The sequence below is a fragment of the Tepidibacter hydrothermalis genome, assembly GCF_029542625.1.
Taxonomy (GTDB): domain Bacteria; phylum Bacillota; class Clostridia; order Peptostreptococcales; family Peptostreptococcaceae; genus Tepidibacter_A; species Tepidibacter_A hydrothermalis.
In genome coordinates this window covers 307587-332922 of record NZ_CP120733.1, presented here as the reverse complement: position 1 = coordinate 332922, position 25336 = coordinate 307587, and the positions used below count along the sequence as shown (strand labels likewise).

27 protein-coding genes are annotated in these 25336 nt (G+C 27.9%); 9 read left to right on the top strand and 18 right to left on the bottom strand.

Annotation, left to right across the window (positions count from 1 at the left end):
• Both P4S50_RS01320 and P4S50_RS01315 read right to left on the bottom strand, forming a co-directional pair.
• The gene (locus P4S50_RS01320) at nt 1–492 is read right to left on the bottom strand and encodes a MogA/MoaB family molybdenum cofactor biosynthesis protein (protein WP_277732710.1); all 492 of its coding nucleotides are present in this window, start codon (nt 490–492) and stop codon (nt 1–3) included.
• A gap of 427 nt (nt 493–919) precedes the next feature.
• Nucleotides 920–1552, bottom strand: coding sequence for a hypothetical protein (locus tag P4S50_RS01315; RefSeq protein ID WP_277732709.1), 633 nt, complete (start codon nt 1550–1552; stop codon nt 920–922).
• Between the two features lie 183 nt (nt 1553–1735).
• Here P4S50_RS01315 and P4S50_RS01310 point away from each other — a divergent pair, with 183 nt between their 5' ends.
• A complete protein-coding gene (locus tag P4S50_RS01310; RefSeq protein WP_277732708.1) occupies nt 1736–2176 on the top strand; it encodes a hypothetical protein in 441 nt (146 codons plus the stop codon).
• A gap of 171 nt (nt 2177–2347) precedes the next feature.
• Here P4S50_RS01310 and P4S50_RS01305 read toward each other — a convergent pair whose 3' ends face one another.
• Nucleotides 2348–4438: a methyl-accepting chemotaxis protein gene (locus P4S50_RS01305; RefSeq protein WP_277732707.1), complete on the bottom strand. Its 2091-nt coding sequence runs from the start codon at nt 4436–4438 to the stop codon at nt 2348–2350.
• A gap of 238 nt (nt 4439–4676) precedes the next feature.
• On the opposite strand from P4S50_RS01305, the gene P4S50_RS01300 reads away from it, so the two are divergent.
• Complete coding sequence (locus P4S50_RS01300; RefSeq protein WP_277732706.1) at nt 4677–6104, top strand: copper amine oxidase N-terminal domain-containing protein; 1428 nt, start codon at nt 4677–4679, stop codon at nt 6102–6104.
• Between the two features lie 65 nt (nt 6105–6169).
• Here P4S50_RS01300 and P4S50_RS01295 read toward each other — a convergent pair whose 3' ends face one another.
• The 6 genes from P4S50_RS01295 to P4S50_RS01270 form a co-directional block, all read right to left on the bottom strand.
• Nucleotides 6170–6964, bottom strand: coding sequence for an ABC transporter ATP-binding protein (locus P4S50_RS01295; RefSeq protein ID WP_277732705.1), 795 nt, complete (start codon nt 6962–6964; stop codon nt 6170–6172).
• Complete coding sequence (locus P4S50_RS01290; RefSeq protein WP_277732704.1) at nt 6927–7826, bottom strand: ABC transporter permease; 900 nt, start codon at nt 7824–7826, stop codon at nt 6927–6929. Before P4S50_RS01290 ends, P4S50_RS01295 begins: the two co-directional genes overlap by 38 nt.
• Nucleotides 7827–8819: an ABC transporter substrate-binding protein gene (locus P4S50_RS01285; RefSeq protein WP_277732703.1), complete on the bottom strand. Its 993-nt coding sequence runs from the start codon at nt 8817–8819 to the stop codon at nt 7827–7829.
• A 386-nt stretch (nt 8820–9205) separates the two neighbouring features.
• Entirely contained in the window at nt 9206–10405 is a 1200-nt protein-coding gene (locus tag P4S50_RS01280) for a cation:proton antiporter (protein ID WP_277732702.1), read from the bottom strand.
• Nucleotides 10406–10481: 76 nt separating this feature from the next.
• Nucleotides 10482–10904 carry a HutP family protein gene (locus P4S50_RS01275; protein ID WP_277732701.1) on the bottom strand — a complete coding sequence of 141 codons (423 nt, stop codon included), beginning with the start codon at nt 10902–10904 and terminating at the stop codon, nt 10482–10484.
• Nucleotides 10895–11356, bottom strand: a complete 462-nt coding sequence (locus P4S50_RS01270) for a MarR family winged helix-turn-helix transcriptional regulator (RefSeq protein WP_277732700.1) — start codon at nt 11354–11356, stop codon at nt 10895–10897. The genes P4S50_RS01275 and P4S50_RS01270 overlap by 10 nt, the downstream gene beginning before the upstream one ends.
• Nucleotides 11357–11640: 284 nt before the next feature.
• Here P4S50_RS01270 and P4S50_RS01265 point away from each other — a divergent pair, with 284 nt between their 5' ends.
• Complete coding sequence (locus P4S50_RS01265) at nt 11641–12189, top strand: NADH peroxidase (protein WP_277732699.1); 549 nt, start codon at nt 11641–11643, stop codon at nt 12187–12189.
• Between the two features lie 37 nt (nt 12190–12226).
• Here the strand turns inward: P4S50_RS01265 and P4S50_RS01260 are convergent, their stop codons facing one another.
• On the bottom strand, nt 12227–12553 hold the full coding sequence (locus P4S50_RS01260; RefSeq protein ID WP_277732698.1) for a YnfA family protein: 327 nt from the start codon (nt 12551–12553) through the stop codon (nt 12227–12229).
• A gap of 288 nt (nt 12554–12841) precedes the next feature.
• Between P4S50_RS01260 and P4S50_RS01255 the strand changes: the two genes are divergently transcribed.
• Nucleotides 12842–14569 carry a methyl-accepting chemotaxis protein gene (locus P4S50_RS01255; protein ID WP_277732697.1) on the top strand — a complete coding sequence of 576 codons (1728 nt, stop codon included), beginning with the start codon at nt 12842–12844 and terminating at the stop codon, nt 14567–14569.
• 89 nt (nt 14570–14658) lie between these two features.
• Here the strand turns inward: P4S50_RS01255 and P4S50_RS01250 are convergent, their stop codons facing one another.
• Nucleotides 14659–14838 carry an H-type small acid-soluble spore protein gene (locus P4S50_RS01250; RefSeq protein ID WP_277732696.1) on the bottom strand — a complete coding sequence of 60 codons (180 nt, stop codon included), beginning with the start codon at nt 14836–14838 and terminating at the stop codon, nt 14659–14661.
• A 207-nt stretch (nt 14839–15045) separates the two neighbouring features.
• Between P4S50_RS01250 and P4S50_RS01245 the strand changes: the two genes are divergently transcribed.
• A complete protein-coding gene (locus P4S50_RS01245; protein WP_277732695.1) occupies nt 15046–15267 on the top strand; it encodes a hypothetical protein in 222 nt (73 codons plus the stop codon).
• 168 nt (nt 15268–15435) lie between these two features.
• Here the strand turns inward: P4S50_RS01245 and P4S50_RS20200 are convergent, their stop codons facing one another.
• Nucleotides 15436–15573: a sporulation protein gene (locus tag P4S50_RS20200; RefSeq protein ID WP_416390143.1), complete on the bottom strand. Its 138-nt coding sequence runs from the start codon at nt 15571–15573 to the stop codon at nt 15436–15438.
• A gap of 492 nt (nt 15574–16065) precedes the next feature.
• Here P4S50_RS20200 and P4S50_RS01240 point away from each other — a divergent pair, with 492 nt between their 5' ends.
• Both P4S50_RS01240 and P4S50_RS01235 read left to right on the top strand, forming a co-directional pair.
• A complete protein-coding gene (locus P4S50_RS01240; RefSeq protein ID WP_277732694.1) occupies nt 16066–16971 on the top strand; it encodes a DMT family transporter in 906 nt (301 codons plus the stop codon).
• A 214-nt stretch (nt 16972–17185) separates the two neighbouring features.
• Nucleotides 17186–17446 (top strand): hypothetical protein, encoded by a 261-nt coding sequence (locus P4S50_RS01235; protein ID WP_277732693.1) that lies wholly within the window; start codon nt 17186–17188, stop codon nt 17444–17446.
• A 122-nt stretch (nt 17447–17568) separates the two neighbouring features.
• On the opposite strand, the gene P4S50_RS01230 is transcribed toward P4S50_RS01235, so the two are convergent.
• Nucleotides 17569–18360, bottom strand: coding sequence for an alpha/beta hydrolase (locus P4S50_RS01230; RefSeq protein ID WP_277732692.1), 792 nt, complete (start codon nt 18358–18360; stop codon nt 17569–17571).
• A gap of 97 nt (nt 18361–18457) precedes the next feature.
• Complete coding sequence (locus tag P4S50_RS01225; protein ID WP_277732691.1) at nt 18458–19243, bottom strand: sporulation protein; 786 nt, start codon at nt 19241–19243, stop codon at nt 18458–18460.
• A gap of 107 nt (nt 19244–19350) precedes the next feature.
• Here P4S50_RS01225 and P4S50_RS01220 point away from each other — a divergent pair, with 107 nt between their 5' ends.
• Nucleotides 19351–19986, top strand: coding sequence for a cyclase family protein (locus tag P4S50_RS01220; protein WP_277732690.1), 636 nt, complete (start codon nt 19351–19353; stop codon nt 19984–19986).
• 97 nt (nt 19987–20083) lie between these two features.
• Here the strand turns inward: P4S50_RS01220 and P4S50_RS01215 are convergent, their stop codons facing one another.
• The 4 genes from P4S50_RS01215 to P4S50_RS01200 all read right to left on the bottom strand — a co-directional run bounded on the left by P4S50_RS01215 (nt 20084) and on the right by P4S50_RS01200 (nt 24254).
• Nucleotides 20084–20782 (bottom strand): hypothetical protein, encoded by a 699-nt coding sequence (locus P4S50_RS01215; RefSeq protein WP_277732689.1) that lies wholly within the window; start codon nt 20780–20782, stop codon nt 20084–20086.
• Nucleotides 20783–20861: 79 nt separating this feature from the next.
• Nucleotides 20862–22247 carry a HAMP domain-containing sensor histidine kinase gene (locus tag P4S50_RS01210; protein ID WP_277732688.1) on the bottom strand — a complete coding sequence of 462 codons (1386 nt, stop codon included), beginning with the start codon at nt 22245–22247 and terminating at the stop codon, nt 20862–20864.
• Nucleotides 22244–22936, bottom strand: coding sequence for a response regulator transcription factor (locus P4S50_RS01205; protein ID WP_277732687.1), 693 nt, complete (start codon nt 22934–22936; stop codon nt 22244–22246). The genes P4S50_RS01210 and P4S50_RS01205 overlap by 4 nt, the downstream gene beginning before the upstream one ends.
• 10 nt (nt 22937–22946) lie before the next feature.
• Nucleotides 22947–24254, bottom strand: a complete 1308-nt coding sequence (locus P4S50_RS01200; protein ID WP_277732686.1) for a hypothetical protein — start codon at nt 24252–24254, stop codon at nt 22947–22949.
• 345 nt (nt 24255–24599) lie between these two features.
• Here P4S50_RS01200 and P4S50_RS01195 point away from each other — a divergent pair, with 345 nt between their 5' ends.
• Complete coding sequence (locus P4S50_RS01195) at nt 24600–25277, top strand: hypothetical protein (protein ID WP_277732685.1); 678 nt, start codon at nt 24600–24602, stop codon at nt 25275–25277.
• Nucleotides 25278–25336: the final 59 nt, after the last annotated feature.

Sequence of the window (25336 nt, the reverse complement as noted above, 5' to 3'; positions counted from 1 at the left end):
CTATTTCCTAGCACACTCACCAGTTTTTCCTTTGAGTATTTCAATTCCATGATGAATGCTATCTATAATATATTCAAGAGATTCCTTAACAGCCTTAGGGCTTCCTGGTAAATTTACTATAAGAGTTTTATTTCTTATCCCACTAACCCCTCTTGATAACATAGCTCTTTTAGTTATTGAAAGACTATAATATCTCATAGCCTCAGATATCCCTGGAGCTAATCTATCTACAGCTTTACGTGTAGCCTCTGGCGTAACATCTCTTTCACTAAATCCAGTTCCACCAGTTGTAAGAATTAAATCTATATTAAGATCATCACTCATATGTACCATTTCATTAAAAAGAGCTTCTTCTTCATCCGGAAGAATAACATACTTTTTAACTGCATACCCATTGTTAGTAACTATCTCATCTATTAACTTTCCACTCTCGTCTTTTCTTTCTCCTATATACCCCTTATCACTTGCTGTAATTATACCTACGTTGAACACTTTAAATCACTCCTTAATACATTTGTTTCCATAATATTACCACAACTAAACTAAATTCGATACATATAACTTCGATAAAAATATATCAAATTCCTTTTTTACTTATTAACTTAAAATTAATAAGTAAAAAAAATCAGTTAGTATGTACATGTACATACTAACTGATTTTTTAAGCTAACTATACAGCCTAGTGGATGACCAAAGTCAAATATATCAGCACTTAAAACCTTACCCTAGGATTTTATCGATTTTTTAGCTTTGAAAGCTAATCTTTAAAAAAGAAGATCTTTCAATTTTAATCTTTTCGCTTTAAACTTTTATCTCTAAACGTTTAAATTATTATTTAATAGTCAATAGATAAAGTGTGCTTTGTAACCCTAAGCACTAGGGGATATATTTTTAGATTTTCGCATAATTAGCTATTATATTATTGATCTATCTCAATAAATGTAGTCGCATTAGATTCACTTAAAGTAAAATCAACTTCAGCCAAAAACATATCTATTTCTTCATCAATCTCTTTTATTGATTTTCTAATTGAGATTGGATCAAATATTCTATATTCATTTAACTCTTTATATGATTTAATAAACTGCTCTGCATCTTCTGTTTTCTTTTTTTCTGACATTAACTGTTGACCCAAAAGATTCTCTAGTGTTTCTTCCATTTTTTTATTCTGTCTTGTTATTTCTGATTCTGCTTTTTCAAGTTGAAACCTAAGTTCTCTTAGAAGTTCTTTTTCATATTCTATACTATTTTTTCTCTCAATAGCTTCAGCAACTGTATATTTTTTATCAGATATCGTAACCTGAGTTTCTGCATTTGATGCTACAATTAAGGATTTAATTCTTTTTCTTCTTTCAATTAAATCTTTTATACTCTGTAATCCTGATTTTGCTTCTTTTTCTAACTCCTCTTTTCTTAGAAGCTTTGTCGTTATATCCTTTTTACCTTGAATAACGCCTAAAAAATTAACCGATGTTATTCTATCATTTATTCTTTTATCTAAGAGCTTTAATTCAACCAAACCTCTTGTAATTGTTATTTTAGTTAAAGCCATTAATTCATCCTCCTAAATATTCTTAATAAGAGTAGATTTACCATGTCACTTATTATATTAAATCTAAATTCACATTTCAACATTTATTTACTTTTTTTGTATTTAACAGTAAAATAAATCCAGTACAATTCTCAACTTAAGATTTGTATATTTTATTTTAAAAGAAAAGAGGCTGATATTTATATGAAAAAACTTTTATTATTAATTTTGTCTATACCTATAACTGTAATTATTTATATCTTTTTATTTTTATATAGCAGTCCTATGTCTAATGACTTTGAAGATTGTATTATATCAAATATACATAAGAAAAATGAGTCTATTATAGATTTAAAAGATGAACTTGAATTTGAATGGGAAAAATTCTATATTTTTGCACCATATAAGTCTAAAAATGAAATGTATGAAGAAGTAGATATAAAGTGGAATACTGTAGAAAATATGAGTGAACAATTCTATAAAGTTGTATTCGTAAACAAAGGCAAAGTAATATGTGACGATGATATTTCTATAGGAGATTTTTATATAGAGGCAGACTCCTATCCTGTTTATAGCAATAATTCTAAATTCAAACTAGATTATAATAAGAATAATTTTGTTGTTTTTAAACAAATTTCAGAATAGATATCTTCATAGCAAAATAAGCTTACCATTAAAACTTTCTATGGAAATGTTAGTGAATGCTTTTAGATATCTTTGCATTCACGGTATTTTCATAGGAAGTTTTTGATAACCCACAAACTCAAAAATAACCCAGATTTCATTATATGAAATCTAGGTTACTATATCTATTTTCTATAGATTAAATTTTGAAATAATATTTTTAAGTTCTTTTGAACTTTTTAAATTATCCTCTGTAGCTTCATTAATATCAACTAAATTTGAAACTATTCGTGATGTCTTATCAGCAATATCCTCTATTCCATCAGCTCCATCATTCATTGTTACTGAAACATCATTAATAGATAAAGCTATATTTTCAATAGATCCCTTTAATTTATCTGATATATTAGTGAAGTCTGTCATCATATTATTGAAATAATTTGCATCTTCTGTATACTTTTCTGATACTTCTATTAATTTTTTATAATCATCATTAACATCTTCTTCTACAAATTCAAGTATCTTTTGTGAACTGTTTACTAAATTTTTTACGGAAGAGTTTACTATTTTTATTGTATTTTGAATATCTAAAATAATGTTTGAAGACTGATCTGCTAGTTTTCTTATTTCATCCGCAACAACAGCAAATCCTCTACCATTTTCTCCAGCCCTAGCTGCTTCTATAGCAGCATTAAGTGCCAATAAATTTGTTTGCTCGGCTATTTGTAAAATATTATCTGCAAGAGAATTTATTTTCTCTACATCCTTTGCATTTTCTATAGAAATATCTAATTCTTCTTTTACATCATTATATATACAGTCCGCCTTCTTAGTTGAAGAAATTGCATTCTCTTTTAATTCATTTGCGCTCTCATTTACTTCATTTGATATTCTTTTACCCTCTTGTGATTTAGATAATATTAAATTTACTTCCTTTTCAATCTCTATAGCATATTCATTTATCTGATCTGATGAAGCTGCTGTTTGTTGCATACCTGCAGATAGTTCTTCTGTTGTAGCTGAAGTTTCACTAGCATTATCATTTAATTTATTTGTAAGCTTTTCTACATTATCTGCATTTACTTCTATACTTTGTGATGTTTTCGTAAGCTCATTTACAACTTCTCTTAACGTATCTCTAAGTTTAGATACAGATCTAACCATTACTCCAATCTCATCTTTATGTTTAAGTAAATAATCGTAACTTTCATCATTAGAAAATTCAAAGTTAGAAGTTTTATTTATAAGATTTGTTAATTTTTCTATTGGTTTTGCTATTAACTTTCCTATAAATAATCCTATAAATATACTTATAATAATTCCTACAATCATTATACTACTGAGTATATTTTTTATATTTTTAACTGGGCTCAATATTTCTTCTTTAGGAGCTGTTAAAGCTAACACCCATCCATTTTGTAAACGTGAGTATCCCATTAATTGATCTTTTCCTTGTAATGTATATTCTTTGACTCCTGAATTTGTTTTACTCATAGCTTCTGCTATATAGTTTAATTTTCCACTTTCCATAGTTTTTAAATTAATTTTCAACTCTTCATCATCTTTTTTTATTAAATTTTCCTGGATTAATATATCATATTCGCTATTTAATAAGCTAGCATGTCCAGTATCGTATACCTTAATATCATTTACTGCTTTTTTCAATTCATCAATTTCTATATCTATTCCTAAACCACCAATTAATAACCCATCTTTATATATAGGTACTGTATACGAAACCATATATACATCTATATCAGGATCTGTATATGGATTTGACCATACACCTTTTTCACTTTCGATAGCCTGTCTATAATCATACATTTCATCTTCATATTCAGCTTCCTCATTATCCCATGATTCTTCAAGTTTAAACTCTCCATTTGTCTTTGCATACCAAATACCATATCCTTTTCCTGTTAACTTAGGATTTAATGTAAAATATGCCCCTTGTATTAAATCTGATGTTTCTCCAAATTTTCCAATCATTAAATTAATATTATTTTTATGATATTCTATGTAACTCTCTGGATTTTCTCTTAATTGTTCTAAATTCATTGTTGAATTTATATTTATAGATAAAGTAGCTACTGAAGATTCAATTGATTGGAATGAATTGCTAAATTTATTTGCATAACTTTGTGACATATACAATAGTTTATCTTCAGCTTCCTCCTTTATATATTTAGAAGATTGAAATATACTTACAATTCCTAATAATAATGATATAACAAGACAACAAGATATTATTGTAGCAGTTATTTTTAGTCCAATTTTCTTCATCTGTTCTCCTCCAAATTCTTCTTAATAAATATATAGTATAATTACAATTCTACATTATTATATTTCGGCAAATCACATGCAACTTATTACCTATTTAAATATATATTTCAAATCCTTATATTTCCATACAATGTTTCTTTTACTAAATACTAAATAGTATAAAATAATACCCCTTGTCCTATTTACTTTTTATGTATTATCTGATAAACTGTTGGCAATTACATTCAAGGAGGTTATTATGAAAAAAAGAATTAGTATACTTTTATCTTTTCTTATGATTTTCAGTTTAACTTTAACAGGTTTTGCTGAAACTAACGAAATAAAAGTTCAATTAAACGGAGAAATTGTATCTTTTGATGTAGCTCCTCAAGTTATAAATGGAACAACTTTTCTTCCTGCAAGAGCTATAGTAGAAAAACTTGGTGGAACTATTGAGTATGTAGCAGCTACTAAAACTGTTACAGTAAAAAAAGACGGAACTGTTGTTACTCTTCAAGTTGATAACAAATTAGCTAAAGTTGAGAAAAATGGCGAAGTAAAAGAAATAACATTAAATGAGTCACCAAAAATTATCAATGGTGCAACTTTAGTCCCTGTTAGATTCTTATCAGAAGCACTTGATACAAAAGTTGGTTGGGATGAATTCGAAAGAACTGTAGTTGTAATAGATTACAATGAAGTAGTTAAATCTTTAGATTCAACTTTAAAATCTGAAGCACCAGCTTTTTATGAATTTTTAAACAGTGGTTATAAGCAACCTAATACATTCAATTCAAAATGTAACTTCAGCATAGATTTCAAATCAACTCCAAATACGGAATCTGTTGATAACTATTCAACATTAATGATGATGGGTGCACTTCAAGGAGGATTTGATGTTACATCTACATCTTCAATGAATGATGAAAGCCTATTAGTTGATATGAATATAAAGGCTAAAGGAATGGTTAAAGAATTTTTAAACAATGAAGCATTCGGACTTAAAGGACTTGACGATATAAATGTAAAAGTATTATTCAACGATAAATCTCTTTACATACAATCAGATGTGTTCAATAAAGTTGAAGATTTAAAAAGTTTAAATGTAGGTGACAAATGGGTTAAATTTGATATATCTGAAGAAGATATGGCTTCTGTCAAGCAAATGATAGAAATGATTAAATCTGATGACACTAAACCTATTGATGCTCTTTATGCATCAATTAAAAACCCAACTACTGATTTAACTGTTGATACTTATGAAAGCACTTCTATGATTGCTGAAATACTTCCAATGCTTTTAGGTGATGATAACTTCAAAGTATCTAAAGCTGGAAACACTAAAACATATACTTTAAATATAGATTCAGATGATTTTATTAAGTTAATAACTGATATATCTTCAAAGTATTCAGATGAAGATATAAATAAAGACTCTGATTTCTTAAAGTTTAAAGATGCTCTTAAATTCAATTATGATGTAAAAATAGAAGTAAAAGACGATTATGTTACAGGTGAAACTATTGATATGAATCTTGATTTTGATTCTGAAGAAGACGGAAAGTTCAACTTAGGATTTAAATTAAATTCAAGTGCAAGTGATATAAATAGTGATTCTATTAAAATAGATGTTCCTGCTGACTCTGAAACAATAGATTCTAAAGTCCTTGAAAATAAAGGATTATAAAACATAAAAAAAATAGCTAATATCTCATATGAGATACTAGCTATTTTTTTATTTATAAGGAGTTATTAAGAAAATATAACTCTATCACTTAATGCATCCTTAGATTGTATTTTTTCAAAATATGATAAAAGCTTATCTATATTCAAATCTTTCTTTTCATCTTCTTTAATATCTAAAACTACTTTTCCTCCATGCATCATTAGAAGTCTGTTTCCCATTGATATAGCATGATTTAAATTATGAGTTATCATAAAAGTTGTAATTTTCTTTTTCTCTACTATTTTCCCAGTAAGCTCTATTATTCTTTCAGAAGTCTTAGGATCAAGAGCTGCTGTATGCTCATCTAGCAATAGTATATCTGGATTTTTTATAGTTGCCATTATAAGAGACAGTGCCTGTCTTTGACCTCCTGATAAAAGAGATACTTTAGTATGAAGTTGATCTTCAAGTCCTAAAGATAACTCAGATAATATTTCCTTGAAATACTCTATATTCTTTTTTGAAACTCCCATAGACAATCCAAATCTATTCCCTTTGTTAATAGCCATTGATAAATTTTCTAATATAGTCATTGATGGGGATGTTCCAAAACTTGGATCTTGATATACTCTCGCTATGAATTTTGATCTTTTATATTCTTTAAGATCTGATATATCTTTGCCATCTATATTTATAATTCCACTATCTTTATCCAAACTTCCCGATATCATATTTAAAAGAGTTGATTTTCCAGCTCCATTACTTCCTATTATTGTTACAAAATCTCCGTCTTCTATATCAAGTGATAATTTATCAAATACCTGCTTTTCATTTATAGTGTTTTTATTGAACGTTTTGCATAAGTTTCTTATTTGAATCATTTATATCACCTCTTCTTATAAAGTTTAGATTTAATTTGAATTTAGAGTTATTAGAAGCTATAGCAACCACTACTATCAAAGCTGTTATAAGCTTCAAATCAGCTGGATTAAATCCAATTTTTAAAGCAAGAGCTGTACTAAATTTATATAAAATAGATCCTATAACCGCCATTGTAGTAGTCTTTATTATTGAGAATCTCTTTAAAACTGCTTCTCCAAATATTACTGATGCAAGACCCATAACTATAATACCAGTTCCCATTGTAACATCTGAGAACCCTTGATATTGAGCAAGTAATGACCCTGCAAGTGCAACTAAACCATTCGATACCATAAGTCCTATTATCTTTATATTCCCTATGTCTATCCCAAGAGATGTTATAAGTTTTTCGTTATCTCCACATGCTTTTAATACAAATCCCATTTTAGTTCTAAGAAAAATATCTAATGCTATTTTCACTAAAAAAGCTATTATAAGTATTATAACTATAGGTTGCATATTTATATTAAATACTGTATTTTGATTGAATAATGGGATGTTTGACTTTCCCATTATTCTAAGATTTACAGAGTATAAAGCTGTCATAACTAGTATACCTGATAGTAAGTTTGTTATTTTAAATTTAACATGAAGTATTCCAGTTGCAATTCCTCCTATACATCCAGCTATAATAGATGCTGAAGTTGCAACAATTGGATTTATATCTTTAACCAAAAGAGCTGCTGTAACAGATGCTCCAAGTGCAAATGTTCCATCTACTGATAAGTCGGGAAAATCTAGTATCTTGTATGTTATATACACGCCTAATGCCATTAAAGAAAATATTAAGCCTTGTTCAAGTATACTTATAATTAAGTCCATCTAGTTATCCCCCTTAATAAGTTGTGCCTTTGCTTTTAAATCATCTGGTATCTCAATATCTAACATTTTAGCTACTTTTTCATTTATAACAAGAGTAGTGTTTTTAATATGCTGAATACTCATATCCTGAGGTTTTTCACCATTTAAAACCTGAACAGCCATAAGACCTGTTTCATATCCTAACTGATTGTAGTCTATTCCTTCCGTAGCTAAAGCACCTAATTTAACGTGTGATTCCTCTGCTCCTATTATAGGTATATTTTTTTGATTACATTTATTTGCTATTAAACTCATTGATGATGCAACTATATTATCTGCTGGAGTGTATACCACATCTACACTTTGAATTAATTTGTCCATAGCCTGAGATACCTCATTAACACTACTTACTCCAACTTCCTCTATATCAAATCCAATTTTTTTAGCCTCTTCTTTAGCCATATCAACTTGGATTTTAGAATTTATTTCACTTGTATTGTATATAATTCCTACTTTTTTACTATTTGGAACTAATTTTTTTATAAGTTCAAACTGCTTATTAACAGGTGTTATATCACTAGTTCCTGTAACATTTGTCTGTGTTTTTTCAATAGATTTCACTATTCCTGCTTCTACAGGATCTGTTACTGCTGTTATTAGTATAGGGATTTCATTTGTAGAATTGAATGCGCTTTGCGCTGACGGGGTTGCTATTGCAAATATCATATCCTTATTTTGAGATACGAAATTTTGTGCTATCGTTTGAGATGTAGGTATATCTCCTTGAGCACTTTGAAAGTCTATTTCTATATTGTTTCCATCCTCAAATCCATTATCTTCTAGAGCTTTAATAAATCCTTCTCTAGCTAAATCAAGAGCTGGATGCTCTGTTATTTGAGTTATTCCAATTTTGATTTTATCATCCTTTGAAGTGTCTACTGATTTGCATCCTACTAACGATACAACCAATAAAATAAGTAAAACTACGATTTTAAAATTCTTATTTCCTACCATGCTACCATCCTCCTAAATTTTAGTTGCTCAAAAATAATTGCAAGTATCTCTTTCTTAAGCAATTATCCTCAAAACAAAAAATTATATAATTTTCTGTAGAATAAAAAATCTGCTTTATGCTATTCCAGTTCACTCATAAACGTTATGCATAAAGTGAAAATTACATAATTACTTTGTATACAAAAAAAACTCCCGTATGAGAGTTTTTAAACAAAGTTAATAAACCTACCCTACATACCTACCATTCTACATATCTACTATACTACAAAACTACTTTTCTACTAATCTTCTACGAACTTCCTAATCTACATTTTCATCTTAATTTAAAATCTATTATACAAAAGTTAATATACGTTGTCAACGTATATTAACTTTTATTTTTTTGCTTAATTTACATCTTTTATAACTTCCCTTAAAACTGAACTTTCATCTGCTTTTTTAATTGCCATCTTAGTTGCAACAGGTCCTATTATCTCTGTAATTATAGTTGTAGCCATAAGTATAGTAATTACAATTTCACCAAGAGGTGTTCCTGGGAACTCTCTACCTACAGTTATTGCAAGACCTATAGCAACTCCTACTTGTGATAAAAGACCCAGACCTATATATTTCTTAACCTGAGCTGGAGCTTTTGAAATTGTAGCTCCAAAAGATGCCCCTCCTACTTTTCCAACTATTCTAAATAATAAGTACATAACTCCTAAAAGTCCTATCTTAGGAATTAAAGAAACATCAAGTCTAGAACCTGCTAATGTAAAGAATGCTGCAGTTACTGGTGGTGACCATTTTTCAAGTATATTAAATGCCTTATTTGCCTTACTTGATACATTTGTTACCATTATTCCAGTTGCCATTGCACAAAGAAGTGGAGATAAATTAAATTGAAGAGCTACCCCTACAATTAAAACAATACTTCCAATAACAAAAGTTAAAACTTCAGATTCATTCTTAGCACCTTTAAGTAAGTAACATAATACTATTCCAATTAACCCTCCTACACCTATAGATAAAACTATTTCTGTTATAGGATGAATAATTACCTTCGATACAGTTAAAACTTCATGCTTTAGGAAAACCTTTGCAATAGATGCAGAAACTGCATATATCATAAGAGATATTGCATCATCAACCGCAACAACTCCAAGTAATGTACTAGTTAAAGGTCCTCTAGCTTTATACTCTTTAAGAACCATAACAGTAGCTGCTGGTGCTGTAGCTGATGATATTGATCCTAATATAAGTGCAGTTGGCATATCTTGACCAAGTGCTAACATTATTCCTGTAACTAAAACAAATGCTCCCATAGCCTCACAAAAGGCTATTATAAATATATTCTTACCTAATTTTTTCATTTCCTGTATTTTAAACTCACTACCAATATTAAATGCTATTATTCCAAGTGCTACATCACTTATAAAAGATAACTCTTCTATTACTTGTTCATTCACAATATTAAATCCTGATACTCCAATTATAAGACCTGCTATTATATACCCTCCAACTGCAGGCATATTCATTTTATTCATAGCCTTACCAAGCAAAACCCCAAATATAAGTGCCAATGCTAAACTGATAAAATCACCCATTATTAACAATCTCCTTCTATGCTATTTTTAAAAATTTTAAACCAAGGAATATAATATCCCTTGGCATCATTTCAAACTAATATATATCTGGTATTGACCTATGACATAACCCAACAACAACATCATTTAAATGTAAAAGCCCCATACTCATAAATATACAAACGCTTACATGCTCTTTGTGTCTTGTAATCCCTATTTTTCCCCCTACATTCATTCCATTTGCCTTTGAGGCTACCTGCATTATGGCTTCTCTAGCGGCTCCTACTACTGCTCCATCGTGTACATGACACTCTTTTATAACCCCACTTCTTCTTGATGCTACAAGTGCTCTTTCTATAACCTTTGGTATAGACTGTATTAAATTTCCTCCTATATCAACTGCAACTGCTTTTATACCTTCTTTATTTAATTCTTTTATTACCCTTTGCTCATCTTCTCTTGAGCTTGTTATAGCTATCTTGATAGATGCCTTTGCTATATGAGTACTGTCTAATTGCATTCTATAACCTCCATAGTTTTTTCCTTTTTTATATTTAATATAATTTTTGATATTAATTTTGAAAATAATTCTATTTCATCTTCAGATAAATACTTAGATATTTTCTCTGTAAAATGCTTATAAACCTCAAGCTCTGCATTTAAAATTTCTTTTCCTCTATCCGTTAAGTATATATGAAATTCTCTTTTATCATATTGCGAGTTCATCTTCTCTACATACCCTTTATCTGTCAATTTTTTTATCATAGCTGTAACAGAGGGCTTAGTAACATTTAAAGCCTCAGCTAATTGGCTAAAAGTTGGATTATTAAGTGTATATATATATTCTAAATAATACATATGATTTATACTAAATCTTGAAAATTCCTGTTTACTCATGATCTTTTCTATATATCTTTTATGTACTTTATGAATATATTCTTCCATTTCCAACAAATTTACTTCAAGCTTCATCAATTCCTCCTGAAATTTTACATTTTTTTAATATTAGTTAGTTAACACTAACTAATATTTTAAAATATTTTTACTATTTTGTAAAGTACTTTCTATCTATATATAATTATTATTCTGAACTATATTAATTTAAGGAATATATCTTATTTTCTATCTTATTGAATTAATTCTTTTTCTATAATATAATTTTTTGTGAAATCTTTTAAAATTTTATGTTTAGAATGTTTTTTTCTAGGTATATATGAATTAGAAAAACATTTAATTTAATTGGGGAGGTATTTAATATGAAAAAATTTATATGTAAAGTATGCGGTTACACTCACGAAGGAGAAAATGCACCAGAGGTATGTCCACAATGTAAGGCTCCTAAAGATCAATTTATCGAGCATGATGAAACAAAATTAGCTTGGGCTGATGAGCATTTTGTTGGAATAGCTAAAGATGTAGATCCAGAAATAATCGAAGGTCTTCGTCAAAACTTCTTAGGAGAATGTACAGAAGTAGGTATGTACCTTGCTATGAGCCGTCAAGCAGATAGAGAAGGTTTCCCAGAAGTAGCAGAAGCTTACAAGAGAATCGCTTGGGAAGAAGCAGAGCATGCTGCTAAATTTGCAGAGTTATTAGGAGAAGTTGTAACTGATAGCACTGAAAAGAACTTACAAATGAGAGTAGATGCAGAGCACGGAGCTTGCATGGGTAAAAAAGAATTAGCTACTAAAGCTAAAAAGTTAAACTTAGATGCAATCCATGATACAGTTCATGAAATGTGTAAAGATGAAGCTAGACATGGTTCAGCTTTCAATGGTTTATTAAAGAGACACTTTAATAAATAATATATGAGTCTAAAAAGAGTGCATATGCACTCTTTTTTTAATGCCTTGGAGCCCAAAGAATTATCCCTACTCCTACTAAACATACAACTCCACCTATAAAATCAAATACATCAGGAGTCTTTTTATCTATTCCCCATCCCCATAATATCGATAAAAAAACAAATATTCCACCATAGGCTGCATATACCCTTCCAAAGCTTGGGAACTTTTGGAATGTCGGTATTATTCCATATATAATCAAAACGACAGCTCCGATTATACCATAAACATACGGTTTACCTTCTCTTAGCCAAATCCATATCAAGTATCCCCCACCAATTTCTGCAATGCCTGCTAATATGAATAGTATTATAGAATTTAGCAAATTAATCCCCCTCTTATGTAAATAAATATAATTATCAATATCAATTATATCTTATATAACTAGATTTTCATATATTTATCCATACTTTATCTGATTTTATCTGGACTATAAAAAATATTACTATACCTTTTATATAACAAAACTATGTTTTTATTGAACTCATGTCACTAGCTTTTACATGTAATTTATTGACAATATATATTTTTCTAGTATAATAACGTTGTAAGGATTATTTGATAATGATAATCATTAGCATAATTAATTATAGATGAAGGGATGAGAAAAAATATGTATTTAAAAATCAAAAGTAAAATTTTAATTGGTTTTCTACTTGTATGTGTAATTGTTTTGTTTAATGGTTATATTAATTTTAATATTAATCAAACCCTAGAAACTGCAATTAATCAAGTAGGAAAAAATAATGCGCCTCTTGTTGATGCTTCTATGGAGATAAAACTGACAACAACAGAAGCTCATTTATGGCTAGAAGAAATATTAACAGGAGCTGAGCCGCCTGAATCAATTGAAACCGTTAAAGCATTATTGGATGATTCAATATTTTTTGCTAATGTTATTATATCAGGTGGTGAAAACTATGAAGGTATTTTCTTACCTACAGATAATCCTGAAATTCGAAATAAAACAAAAAAGGTATTATTACTGCTGAATGATTTTCGTGAATTAGCTCTAAATCGTTATGATACAGTTATTGTTAAAAAGGAAACTGAGAATTTGCAAGCATTAGATGACCAATTTGATAGTGTTTTTAAAGAGTTAAGTATAGAAGCTGATGAAGTAGAAAGTATGATACAGGATTTAATGGCTCAAGATATCGAAAATGCAGAAAATACAGCTACTAATGGTAAATTCACTTTAATTATTTCTCTAATAATTATCTTATTATTATCCATTTCTATTGGTATTGTATTGTCAAATATCATTGTAAAACCTATAAAAAGAACTACACTCGTAATGCAGGATATAGCTGAAGGTGATGGTGATTTAACTAAGAGGTTAAGTGTAAAAACAAAAGATGAAATTGGTGAATTATCAAAGTGGTTTAATATTTTCTTAGACAATATTAGAGATATTGTTATAATGGTTGAAAATACATCGCAACAAGTAGCTGCTTCTTCAGAAGAATTAACAGCTACTTCACAACAGTCTGCTGCAACGGTAGAAGAAGTAGCTCAAAGCATTAATGAAATTGCAATGAGTGCAGCAAATCAGGCTCAAAGTACAACTGAAGGTTCAGAAAAACTAATGATTCTTGGAAATTTAATAGAAAAAGATGCAAAACATATAGACGTATTGACAGAATCATCAAGTAAAGTAAATGGTCTAATAGAACAAGGATTGGATGTCATTGACAGACTAGCTATAAAAACAAAAGAAAGCAGCTGTGCTACATATAATATTTATGAAAGTATTATAAAGACCAATGAAAGCTCTGAAAAAATCAGTGAAGCAAGCAATCTTATCACATCTATTGCAGAGCAAACAAATTTACTTGCATTAAATGCAGCTATTGAAGCTGCCCGAGCAGGAGAGCATGGCAAAGGCTTTGCTGTAGTTGCAGAGGAAATTAGAAAGCTTGCTGAACAATCAACAAACTCAACAAAGATCATTGATGATATGGTAGGAAATTTACAACAGAATGCAACTAAAGCAGTAAAATCTATGGAAGATGTAGAAAAAATATTAAAAGAACAGGTTGAAAATGTGAATCTTACAGAAAGTAAGTATAAAGAAATCGCAGAAGCAATGAAAAAATCAAGAGAATCAGTAGAAACAATAAACAAATCAGGAAAACAAATGGAGCAAAAGAAAAATGAAGCATTATATACTGTTCAAACCCTTTCAGCAGTCGCAGAAGAAAACGCAGCAGGAACTGAACAAGCTTCTTCTTCTATACAGGAGCAAGCAACTTCTATTGAAGAAATTACAAATGCAAGTACAAGTTTATTACAATTATCCCAAGAGCTTCAACTATTAATCGAAAGATTCAAATTTTAGCACATTGTTTAGATATAATACAAAACTAAAGGCCTCCTATTAAAGGAGGCCTTTAGTAAACTATATTTTATTTAAACTTTTTTCCAATATTAGTGTTCCTTTAAGCTACTCAAAGGAACTTGTTGTCTATTTTTTGATTGGTCAAGAAAATGTATACTAGCCGAGTCATTATTTTCATTTACTGATTCGATATAAATCTGCGATCCATTATAAGTTACATTAGCCATAACTGGAGAAGAAGCAATATCTTTAGCACGTTTTTTATTCATAATAAATACCTCCTTTATAATATAAACAATAATATTAAAATAATAAAACATTCTTTTATATTATTTGCATTAAAGTAATAACATATTCTTTGTTTTTATAAAACAAAACTTAATTCAAATGGAGTTTTAAAGCTTTTAGCTTTCGGATAAAATTATTGATCCTTTCGCAGTAAAATGAAAATTGAGCGTGTTCAAACTGGAGTTCGTATGGAAAAAAGAATGGTAAAAACATTAAAAGGATTGGCAAAGTATTTTGATATATCTTTAGGAGATTTACTTGAAGGAATTGTACTTCATTCTTTTGAAGGAAAAGCTCCTTTTAGTGAGAAAACATTGGGAAAAATTGAAGAATTAAAAAAGATTTATGAAATGGAATTATTTTTCTTTTTTTTCATCTGGATAAGATATGAATATAGTGGGTCATTTTGAAAAGCCTTAGTTAATATTTCTGATGCAGATCTAATATGACTTTTATTCAAATGAACAATATCATTTAAATCATTTTCCATATTTTACACCCCTTCCTTAAATAAACTAGGGACTTATTCAAGCTATATAATTATTAATATGAGATAGATTGAGATGACATACTTTCAATCAACTTATTTTTAATATATTCTCTATATAATGTTCATAACTTACACCTTCTATATGTAAAATTGCATTCACTTTGGAACCCGGTGTTAACTCATTTGAATTAAGTATAAAATTCACTTTTGTATTTCCTAATCCTATTACTAGATAAAATACCCATTATGCTCACCTCTTTTTTATCATATTTCACCATATAAGTTTTATTATAGTAATACAAAGCATAAAAAATTCGTCTACTCACTAACGCGGTGACTCATGTCGCCAACGATCCGTACAGGCTCCGTTCTCAAAATTCACATAGTTCATGGCGCCAACAAGTCTCATGACTCTGTTGCTTAAAAACAGTTGCAAGTATAGCTTTTTTAATACGTTATCCACAAAACAAAAAATGATATAATTACCTATAAATAGATCTCCCTTAACTGGCAGCTAACGGTTGTAAATTTCTCAGTATTTTTATTATTATTTTGTCATTTTTATAATCCCTGCATTCATTGATATCACCATCATACACAAGTTTTTACATATTTGGAATAAATATAATACCTCTATAATGAAAAAGTAAAGACTTTATTTAGGAATTTTATGGATGTATAATCATCTGAGATATTAATTCATGGAGGGGAATGTATTATGAACAAAGACAAACTAAAGGGAACATTATTAGTTATAATCTCAGCACTAACATTTGGAAACATACCTTTATTTTCAAAATTTGCCTATAATGAAGGATTGTCTGTTAGTACCTTATTATTTTTAAGATTTTTTACTGCAAGTATAATTTTATGGCTGTATATTTTAATAAAAAAATTTAAATTTAAAACTACTAAAGCAAACTTCAGGCATATACTTTTAATAAGTATTATTGGTTATGCCGGTTCATCTTCTGGACTTTTTTATGCTTATAAATATATATCTAGTTCTTTAGCTACAATAGTAATTTATTGTTATCCTATTATAGTAGTTGGTTATGAAATGATCTGTAATAGAAAAAATGGTCCTGATTATAAGAAACTTTTTTGCTTAACTACAACAACTATTGGGCTAGTTTTGGTAGTTTGTATTGGACCTATGAAAATAAATTTAACAGGGGTTATTCTAGCTTTTTTAGGAGCTATTGCATATGCTTATTTTTGTGTAGGAATTGGAGACAAGAGAATAGAAAGCTTAAACTCTATAGTAGTCTCAACATATGTTATGAGTTCATGCATGATGTTTTATTTTTTACAATGTGTATTTACTAATGAACCTTTATTACCTTCAAATATGAAAGGTTTTTTATATTCTCTTATTCTAGCTATTGTATGTAGTATTATACCTACAGTTACAATGTATGAAGGTGTTAAACGAATAGGAGTTGGAAATTCTGTTATTATCGGTACATTTGAACCTTTATTTGTATGTATTTTAGGAGTTGTTTTTTTACATGAAATCATCACAACAAATATGGTAATAGGAGGATCTTTAATTATTCTCTCATTAATATTTTTACAAGTTCCATCTGAAAAAATCTATTATAAAAAAATGACCTATAAATAGGTCACCTTAACTGACAACTTACGGTTGTCAGTTTTTTTGTATTCAAACTTTGTTCTAAAATTTTGAGAGATTAGTTCTAATACATACTTTTGATAATTTGCAAAACAATTCACCAAAGAAATTATTGTGATTTTTTTACAGCAAATATATTTACAAATACAGTTCTTCGTGTTATATTGTTACCAAGGTATTATTATAACAAAGGAGTGATATTATGAGTAAAATGAAAGTTGAACGTGTTCAAACTGGAGTTCGTATGGAAAAAAGAATGGTAAAAACGTTAAAAGGATTGGCAGAGTATTTTGATATATCTTTAGGAGATTTACTTGAAGGAATTGTACTTCATTCTTTTGAAGGAAAGTCTCCATTTAGCGAGAAATCATTAGGAAAAATTGAAGAATTAAAAAAGATTTATGAAATGGATTATGATGCAACTGCAAGTCATAATATGATAGAAGATGATGTGAAAAAGTAAATTTTTAACAAATACAAAATTAAGGAGCTCTATAAAGGGCTCCTTTTAATTAGATAGATTTAATAAGAACTAATGAATGTGAATAAACGCATCATCCTTACCAAAGACCCGTTCACAATGTATTAACATCCATAAAATTTTAAATATTTTTCAATATTTGATTGTATATATTCAGCACTATGATTACCTGGAAATATATGATTCTGAGAATTTATTCCTTTTTCTTTCAATATTTTATGTAAAATTGAGCACCCTTTATAAAATCCACCTTCATCCTTATCTCCAGCATCAAGATAGACATCAATATCAGGAGAAATATTATTGTTTCTTGCAATATATATTGGATCATATTTTTCCCATACACCTATGTCTTTAAAATATAGCTTATCTTCATCTTCAAGTTGCAGATCTAAAGCAGGCATATGACCTCCTACTTTTGAAAACATATGCTGATATCGAAATGTATTGTGAAGAGCTACATAACCCCCAGCAGATATTCCTCCTATATATCTTCCTTTTCTATCTTTTATAGTATTAAAAGTTTTATCTATTAAAGGTACTATCTCTTTCATAAAGTAATCTTCATACATTCCTAAATTTATTATTCTATTATTATCTCCAAAATCAGGTACCTCTTTACACATTAAGGATGAGTTCACCCCTCTGCTGTTTTCAATTCTTGGACATGCAATTATCATAGGCTTAATTTCCCCATCTTTTATCATTTGATCAGCTTTAGTTTTTATATCGATTTCAAACATTATATTTTCACTCCCACTTCTTCCATGTAGAAAATATAATACAGGTAGAGGAATTAAAGTATTATAGCATTCAGGTAAATACACCAACATTGACATTTCTTTACTAAGTATATCGCTATAAAAATTTACTTTTTCTATTTTTGATTTATTCATTTTTATACCACCTCTAATAACTATATTTAGTTTAATAATAAATTATTTAAATCTTCAATATTTCAATTTATATTTTCTCAATACATTTATATTACTCCTATATACGGGTTTGAGATAAAATACTTTCAATCAATTTATTCTTGATATATTCTTTACCCATATTTATTTCTTCTTTAGTAAAGCAAATATTCATTCTTTCTTCTTGAGCATCTACATTCAATAATGTTTTTACTGCTCCTTTAATTCCTTTAGCCATATTATCAAGCTCAACTAATAATCTTACCCCTTCAGCTTCTATTAAGTAAGCTATTCTTATTTGTTCGAATTTCTCTCTTATCTCTTTATTAGGTGTATATACAAACCATTGAACAAAAGGAACCCCTTCTTTAACCCCATAAAAACAATCATTATATACTTTATCTATTGAAAATCCTATTTCTTCAATTGAGTCTAATATCTTAGCTGAAAACGGATGTGGATTTACCTTTACATCATATCTTTTATTAAAAATCGAATTCTCAACACAAACCTCTATCCATACTTCTGATTTACTTATAGTTATTGGTGTTTCAATGTCTAGTACGAACTCTATGTTTTTTTCTACACTCTGATTTGCTTTTATAGTTTCATTTATAGGAACCTCAATGTTTTGAATAACATGCTTTGCTTTGGCAGCTATATTGCTTGTTATATGCTGTGTATCAGATTTTATCTGAGTATGCTTTGTAATAACTTTTATAAATATATTCTCTATATAATATTCATAACTTACACCTTCTATATATAAAGTTGCATTCACTTTTGAACCCGGTGTTAACTCATTTGAATTAAGTTTAAAATTCACTTTTGTATTCCCTAATCCTATACTAGATAAAATACCCATTATGCTCACCTCTTTTTTTATCATATTTTACCATATAAGTTTTATTATAGTAATATAAAGCATAAAATATATTTTTCCAGCATATAAATCATATAGGGGGTGTACTAATGAAATTAATAGATTTAACACATACTTTTGAAAGTACTATGACTGTGTTTCCTGGAATGAATCCAGCTGTAGTAGAGCAAATATTCAATGTAGAAGAGCATGGATACAATGTTACAAGACTAGAAATTATTACTCATATGGGAACACACCTTGATTGCAAATCTCATGTGTTTACAGAAGGGTTTACAACTTCAGATAAAGATATAAATAACTTTTGTGGAAACGGAGTAGTAATAGATTGTTCCCATTTAAAAGCCAATGAAGAAATAGGTATCGATGTTCTTAATAATTATGATCTTCATGAAAAAGAATTTTTACTGTTTTATACAGGATGGGATAAATACTGGAATAGTAATAAGTACATAGAAAACTTCCCAGTAATATCAGTAGAATTAGCACAATATTTAGCTAGTATTAATATAAAAGGTATAGGTCTTGATGTAATATCAATAGACAGAGTGAATAATTCAGAGTTGTCTACTCATAAAATAGTACTTGGAAAAAACAAAATAATAATTGAAAATCTTAAAGGTTTAAACGAACTAGTTGATAAAAATTTTACGTTCATGTGCTTACCTTTAAAAATTAAAGACGGAGATGGTTCTCCTATAAGGGCTGTAGCTATTATTGAATAAAATCTTATTTAATAACAAGCATGTCCAACATCTAAATTTAAAAATGATGCTTATCAAAATCCTAGTACACGTAGGTATTTTAATAAGCATCATCATTTTATTTTTCTGATTCAAATAACATATATCCAAACTCAAAAGGATCCTTAGTTTCTCCTAAAAGAATTGTATTTTTAAATTCTACAAGTCCTTTTCCTTCTTTAAATACTTTTATTTCTTTATAAGTATTATTAGGGTAATTTTCTATTCCTTCAATTGTAGTTTCAGTTTTTACTATATTTCTATTTTTATCATCTTTAGATACATCTGTAATATTTGTTTCCATAGTATATTCTTTACCATCTATATTAACTTTTTGATCCCAAGTATTTCCTATTTTAATAGGTGATTTTAAAACAACTTGATCTGTAATTATAGATTGAGAGAATCTTCTCGTTAAGTTCTTTTGTGTTTGTGTAACTGTGTCTTCGTTTATTGTATATTCTGTTTCTATAACTCTATCTTCTTTTGAAGGTCCCTCACCTTCAGATATATCTAATATTTCTCCTTTAAAGTTCAGTGTTACTAAATCTTCATTATTTGTAACTTTATTAAGTGTTAGTGTCTGTCCATATTCAGCTGTTCCAGAGTAGTTAAAAACACTTCCTTCTACTGAAGGAAAATAGCTTAAAAGTTCACTGCTGTATCCTTTTTTATTTGAATCTTCTTTAACTTCATTCTCAGCTTTTGTGCATCCAACTCCAACTGAAGCCATTAACAATATTAAGGTTAAACAAAATATTTTTTTTATTAGTTTCATTAAAATCACTCCTTTTAAATACTAATTATTTGATAATTACATTTTAGTATATATACTACTTTTTGTAGTTACAGCTAGGTTACAATCTAGGTATTTTAATACTTACCTTTGTACCTTCTTCATATACGCTGTCAATATTAAACTCTCCTTTATGCATACTTACTATTTCTTTACATATAGCTAGTCCAATTCCACTACCTGATTGTTTAGAATTCCCCTTATAAAACTTATCTGTTACTTTATCTAAATCTTCTTTTGATATTCCCGTTCCATTGTCTTGTATCTCTATTAAAATAAATTTATCCATAGATCTAGTTTTAATAGATATTACTGCATTTTCATTTGAAAATTTTATTGAATTATCTATGATATTTATAAATACTTGTTTAAGTCTATTTATATCTCCTTTTATATAATATGGTTTTTCATCAATATCTAAAATCAATTCAATATTTTCTTTTTTTAATCTTTTTTTGAAGTAATTATAAATAGATATTATTAATTTATTTACATCTATATTTTCTAAATCAAGATCTATTTTTCCAGATTCAAATTTTGAAAAATCAAGAAGCTCTTCTACTAACCCAGTTAATCTTTTAGATTCATCATATATAATTTGTAATCCTTCTTTGGTTTCTTCTTCATTATCAACATCTCCAGTTAGCATAATTTCACTCCAACCTTGTATTGAAGTAAGTGGTGTTCTTAGTTCATGTGATACAGAAGATATAAATTCATTCTTTACTAAATTACTTTTTTGAATTTCCTCAGACATATAATTTAGTGTATCTGCTAATCTCCCTATTTCATCCTTATTTCTTTTAACAGCTTTTTTTGAAAAATCACCCAAAGCCATTACTTGTGCAATATCCGTTAATTCCTCAATAGGATATACTATCTCTTTTGCTAAAAATGAACTAAACAAGAATGTTATAATAATTACAATGATACCTACTAATATTGAAATCATACAAATTTGAAAAAAAGTTTTATCAATATCCTCTACAGAAACACTATACCTTAAAACCCCTGATATATTATCTAAATAATAAAGAGGAACAGATATAGACATAATTTTTTCATTAGTTTTTTCATCAACTTCTTGTATAACTTTTTTATTTCCTTTTAGTGCTTCTAAAATATCTTCTGATTCTAAAATATCAATAGAGTTTAATCCATATGAATCTGTAATCATCATCTTGCTTAGATTAATTACCTGCATATAAAAAACTTTATCTTTAGAATTATCTTCTAATATATATCTTGCTTTTTTATCTATTTTTTCACTTATTAAAATTTTATTATAAAATAAACTAGATATATTTGCTTTATTTGTTAATTCATTTCTCACGCTTTCAAAATAATAGCTTCTTACATTGGCTAAAAATATTATTTCTAAAATCAAAACAATACCTATAATAATAATTCCATTTTGTCTGTATATACGACTTTTTATGCTTTTCATTCATCCACACTCCATATATAACCGTGTCCTCTAACTGTTTTTATATAATCTGGTTTTGAAGCATTCTCTTCTATTTTTTGTCGTATTCTTCTCACATTAACATCTACAGTTTTTATATCTCCAAAATAATTTTTACCCCATACTTCATCCAATATTTCATCTCTACTTATAACTTTATCGGTATTAGTTATTAAAAGTTCTATAATTGCATATTCGGTTGGAGTAAGTGCTATTACTTCATTATTTTTAATTAAGGATTTCTTATCTAAATCTAGTTTAAAAGGTTTATTCTCAATAATATTTGTATTTGATCTATTTGAGCTTATATTAATTCTTCTAAGTAATGATTCAATTCTAGCTGCTAGTTCTTTAGGACTAAACGGTTTCACAATATAATCATCTGCTCCACTTTTAAGCCCTACCACTTTATCATCTTCTTGTCCTTTTGCCGTAATCATAATAATTCCAATACCAGCATAATTTTTCCTAATCATTTTGCAAACCTCAAATCCATCTATATCTGGAAGCATTACATCAAGTAAAGCAATATCTATAGTATTATCTACTTTTTTTAATGCCTCATCACCACTTTTAGCTTCTATAACATCATATCCTAAAGATTTTAGTTTTATTTTTATAAATGCCCTTATTGAACTTTCATCTTCTAATACTAAAATTTTATTTTTCACAGAAGTTCACCTACTCAATAATATTTTTAAATATAGTTTTTATAATTTTTTCATTTACAAAATACTTAGATTCTTTATTAGTGGCATTTAATATACCAATAACTATATTTTTTTCACTTTCTTTCAAAACTATATATTTCTGTTTTTTTAATAAATCTGGATTCCATTTATCTTTATTATAAGTTTCAATAGAAAAAATCATTTCACCATAATATTTATTACTATATAAAGGATAAAAAGTTATTTTATTGTTAGTATTCTCATCATATTCTTCAATAACAAGAAATTTATCATCCCAATTACTTGGAATTTCTATTTTATATCCATAATTATAGTTATAATATTCTCGTAAAACTAATTTAATATTTCCTTTATCATCCCATTGATACCACATATTAATTGGATTTGAGTTATATTTCCAGTTCCCCTTGTTTATAAGTCCAAATTCTATTATATTATCACTGTTTATATCTTGGGATTTAATCATATCTCTTCTCGATGCTTTATCTTTTCCTCTTAAAGCCTCAACTAGTTTATTATTTTCCATAACATATAGATTAGTATATGAATCATATACTCCCATATCAAAATCAACAAATATACCTTTTTTATATTTAGATACATTTCCTACATTCATTGTACTGTAATAACTCTTATTATCTATTAAAAGATTATCAGTATAATTTATTTTTTCATTAAAATAATTTAAAACTTCTATATTTGTAGAATTATCCTCTAACCTATTTAAAATTATCAATTCAGTTTTGCCATCATCATTTAAATCATCTAATGCAAAATTTCTATATTGAGTATTATAAATTGTATCAAAATATCCACTACCATAGGAATATACACGTAAGCTATTATTAGAACTACCTCTATTGTTATATCCTATGAATATTTCAGGTAGCTTGTCTCCTGTTATATCTTTATATTCTACTAAATCTATACTGTCTCCCCATCCTTCTATCCTGTTTATTTCATTCCATCTGTCATTCTTTTTCTTGAGTATAATAACTCCACATTCACCTTCGCCTTTATAGACATTTTCAACTCTCTTATATAATAAAAGTATTTCATCAATTTTATCTCCATCTATATCAATTTTTCTAATTGATGCTTTGTTCTTTTGACTTACAGCAAGTGTTAATGCATCTTGTTCTGATAAAAAATTAGATATTATATTTTTTATATCATTCGTACTTTCTAAGCTTTTAGGTCTTTTTATTAAATCTGATGGAGACTTATACGCTCTACACCCAGATAATGAAATAAGCATAATTATTCCAAGTATAATTAAATTTATTTTTTTTAACATAGAATTCCCCTTTTTATTTTCTATTATAATAAAACTTGCTAAACACAAAGTTACAATTAGGTTAAAATTCGTCTACTCGCTAACGCGGTGACTCATGTCGCCAACGATCCTTACAGGCTCCGTTGCTCAAAAATAATTGCAAGTGTAGTTCTTCAATCAATGTTATCCACAACTTAAAAAGGAATATAATTTCCTATTCGTTATAAAAGATTCGTCTACTCGATAACGCGGTGACTCATGTACATATATATTATCCAAAATCATTGTAATCTAATTGTAACTTTTTTTAATTAATTATATTATAAAATCAAATTAAGACCTATACTACTAAAAAGGAGATTTATAATGAAGAATTTCAAGTTATTATCAATACTGTTAATTATATTTATGGTAGCATCATTATCAATTGGATGTTCAAATAAAGATGATGTTAACTCTTCACAAGAAGAAAAATCTTTAGACAGTAATTCTTATACAACCCAAACCGTTACAAATTCTTTTACTACTACAATTTATGAAGAAGATATATCTTTGAAGATTACATATCCTCAAATAAATGAGTTAGCAAATAAAGAGTTAGAAACTAAAGTTAATACAACTATAAAAGATGAATTTCTAGGTATTCAAAGTCTTTTAGCAGCAGAAGCTAATGTTGTCGATGATAGCTTTGAAATAACATCAAAAACAGCTGATATTTTAAGTATCAAATATAATATTGTAACTAGCCCTGATAACATTAAAAAATATTCATATTTTGAAACAATCAATATCAACATGAAAAACGGAAATTTAATAGAAATGAAAAAACTATTTAATTCTGAAGAATCTGTAGAAAAAATAAAATCAATTGTAGATGATATTATTGAAAAGGAAGATTTGAATATAGAGAATCCAATAGGTAATGAAAATATATTTGAAAATATATATTTCACAGATAAAAATATGATAATTTTTGATAGAAATGATCAATCAGTTGAAATTAAAGTTCCATTAAATAAAATAATGGATTATATAAATATATAAAATTCGTCTACTCGTTATAAAAAATACCTGTCAGGATTGGGTGTAAACCCATTTATTTT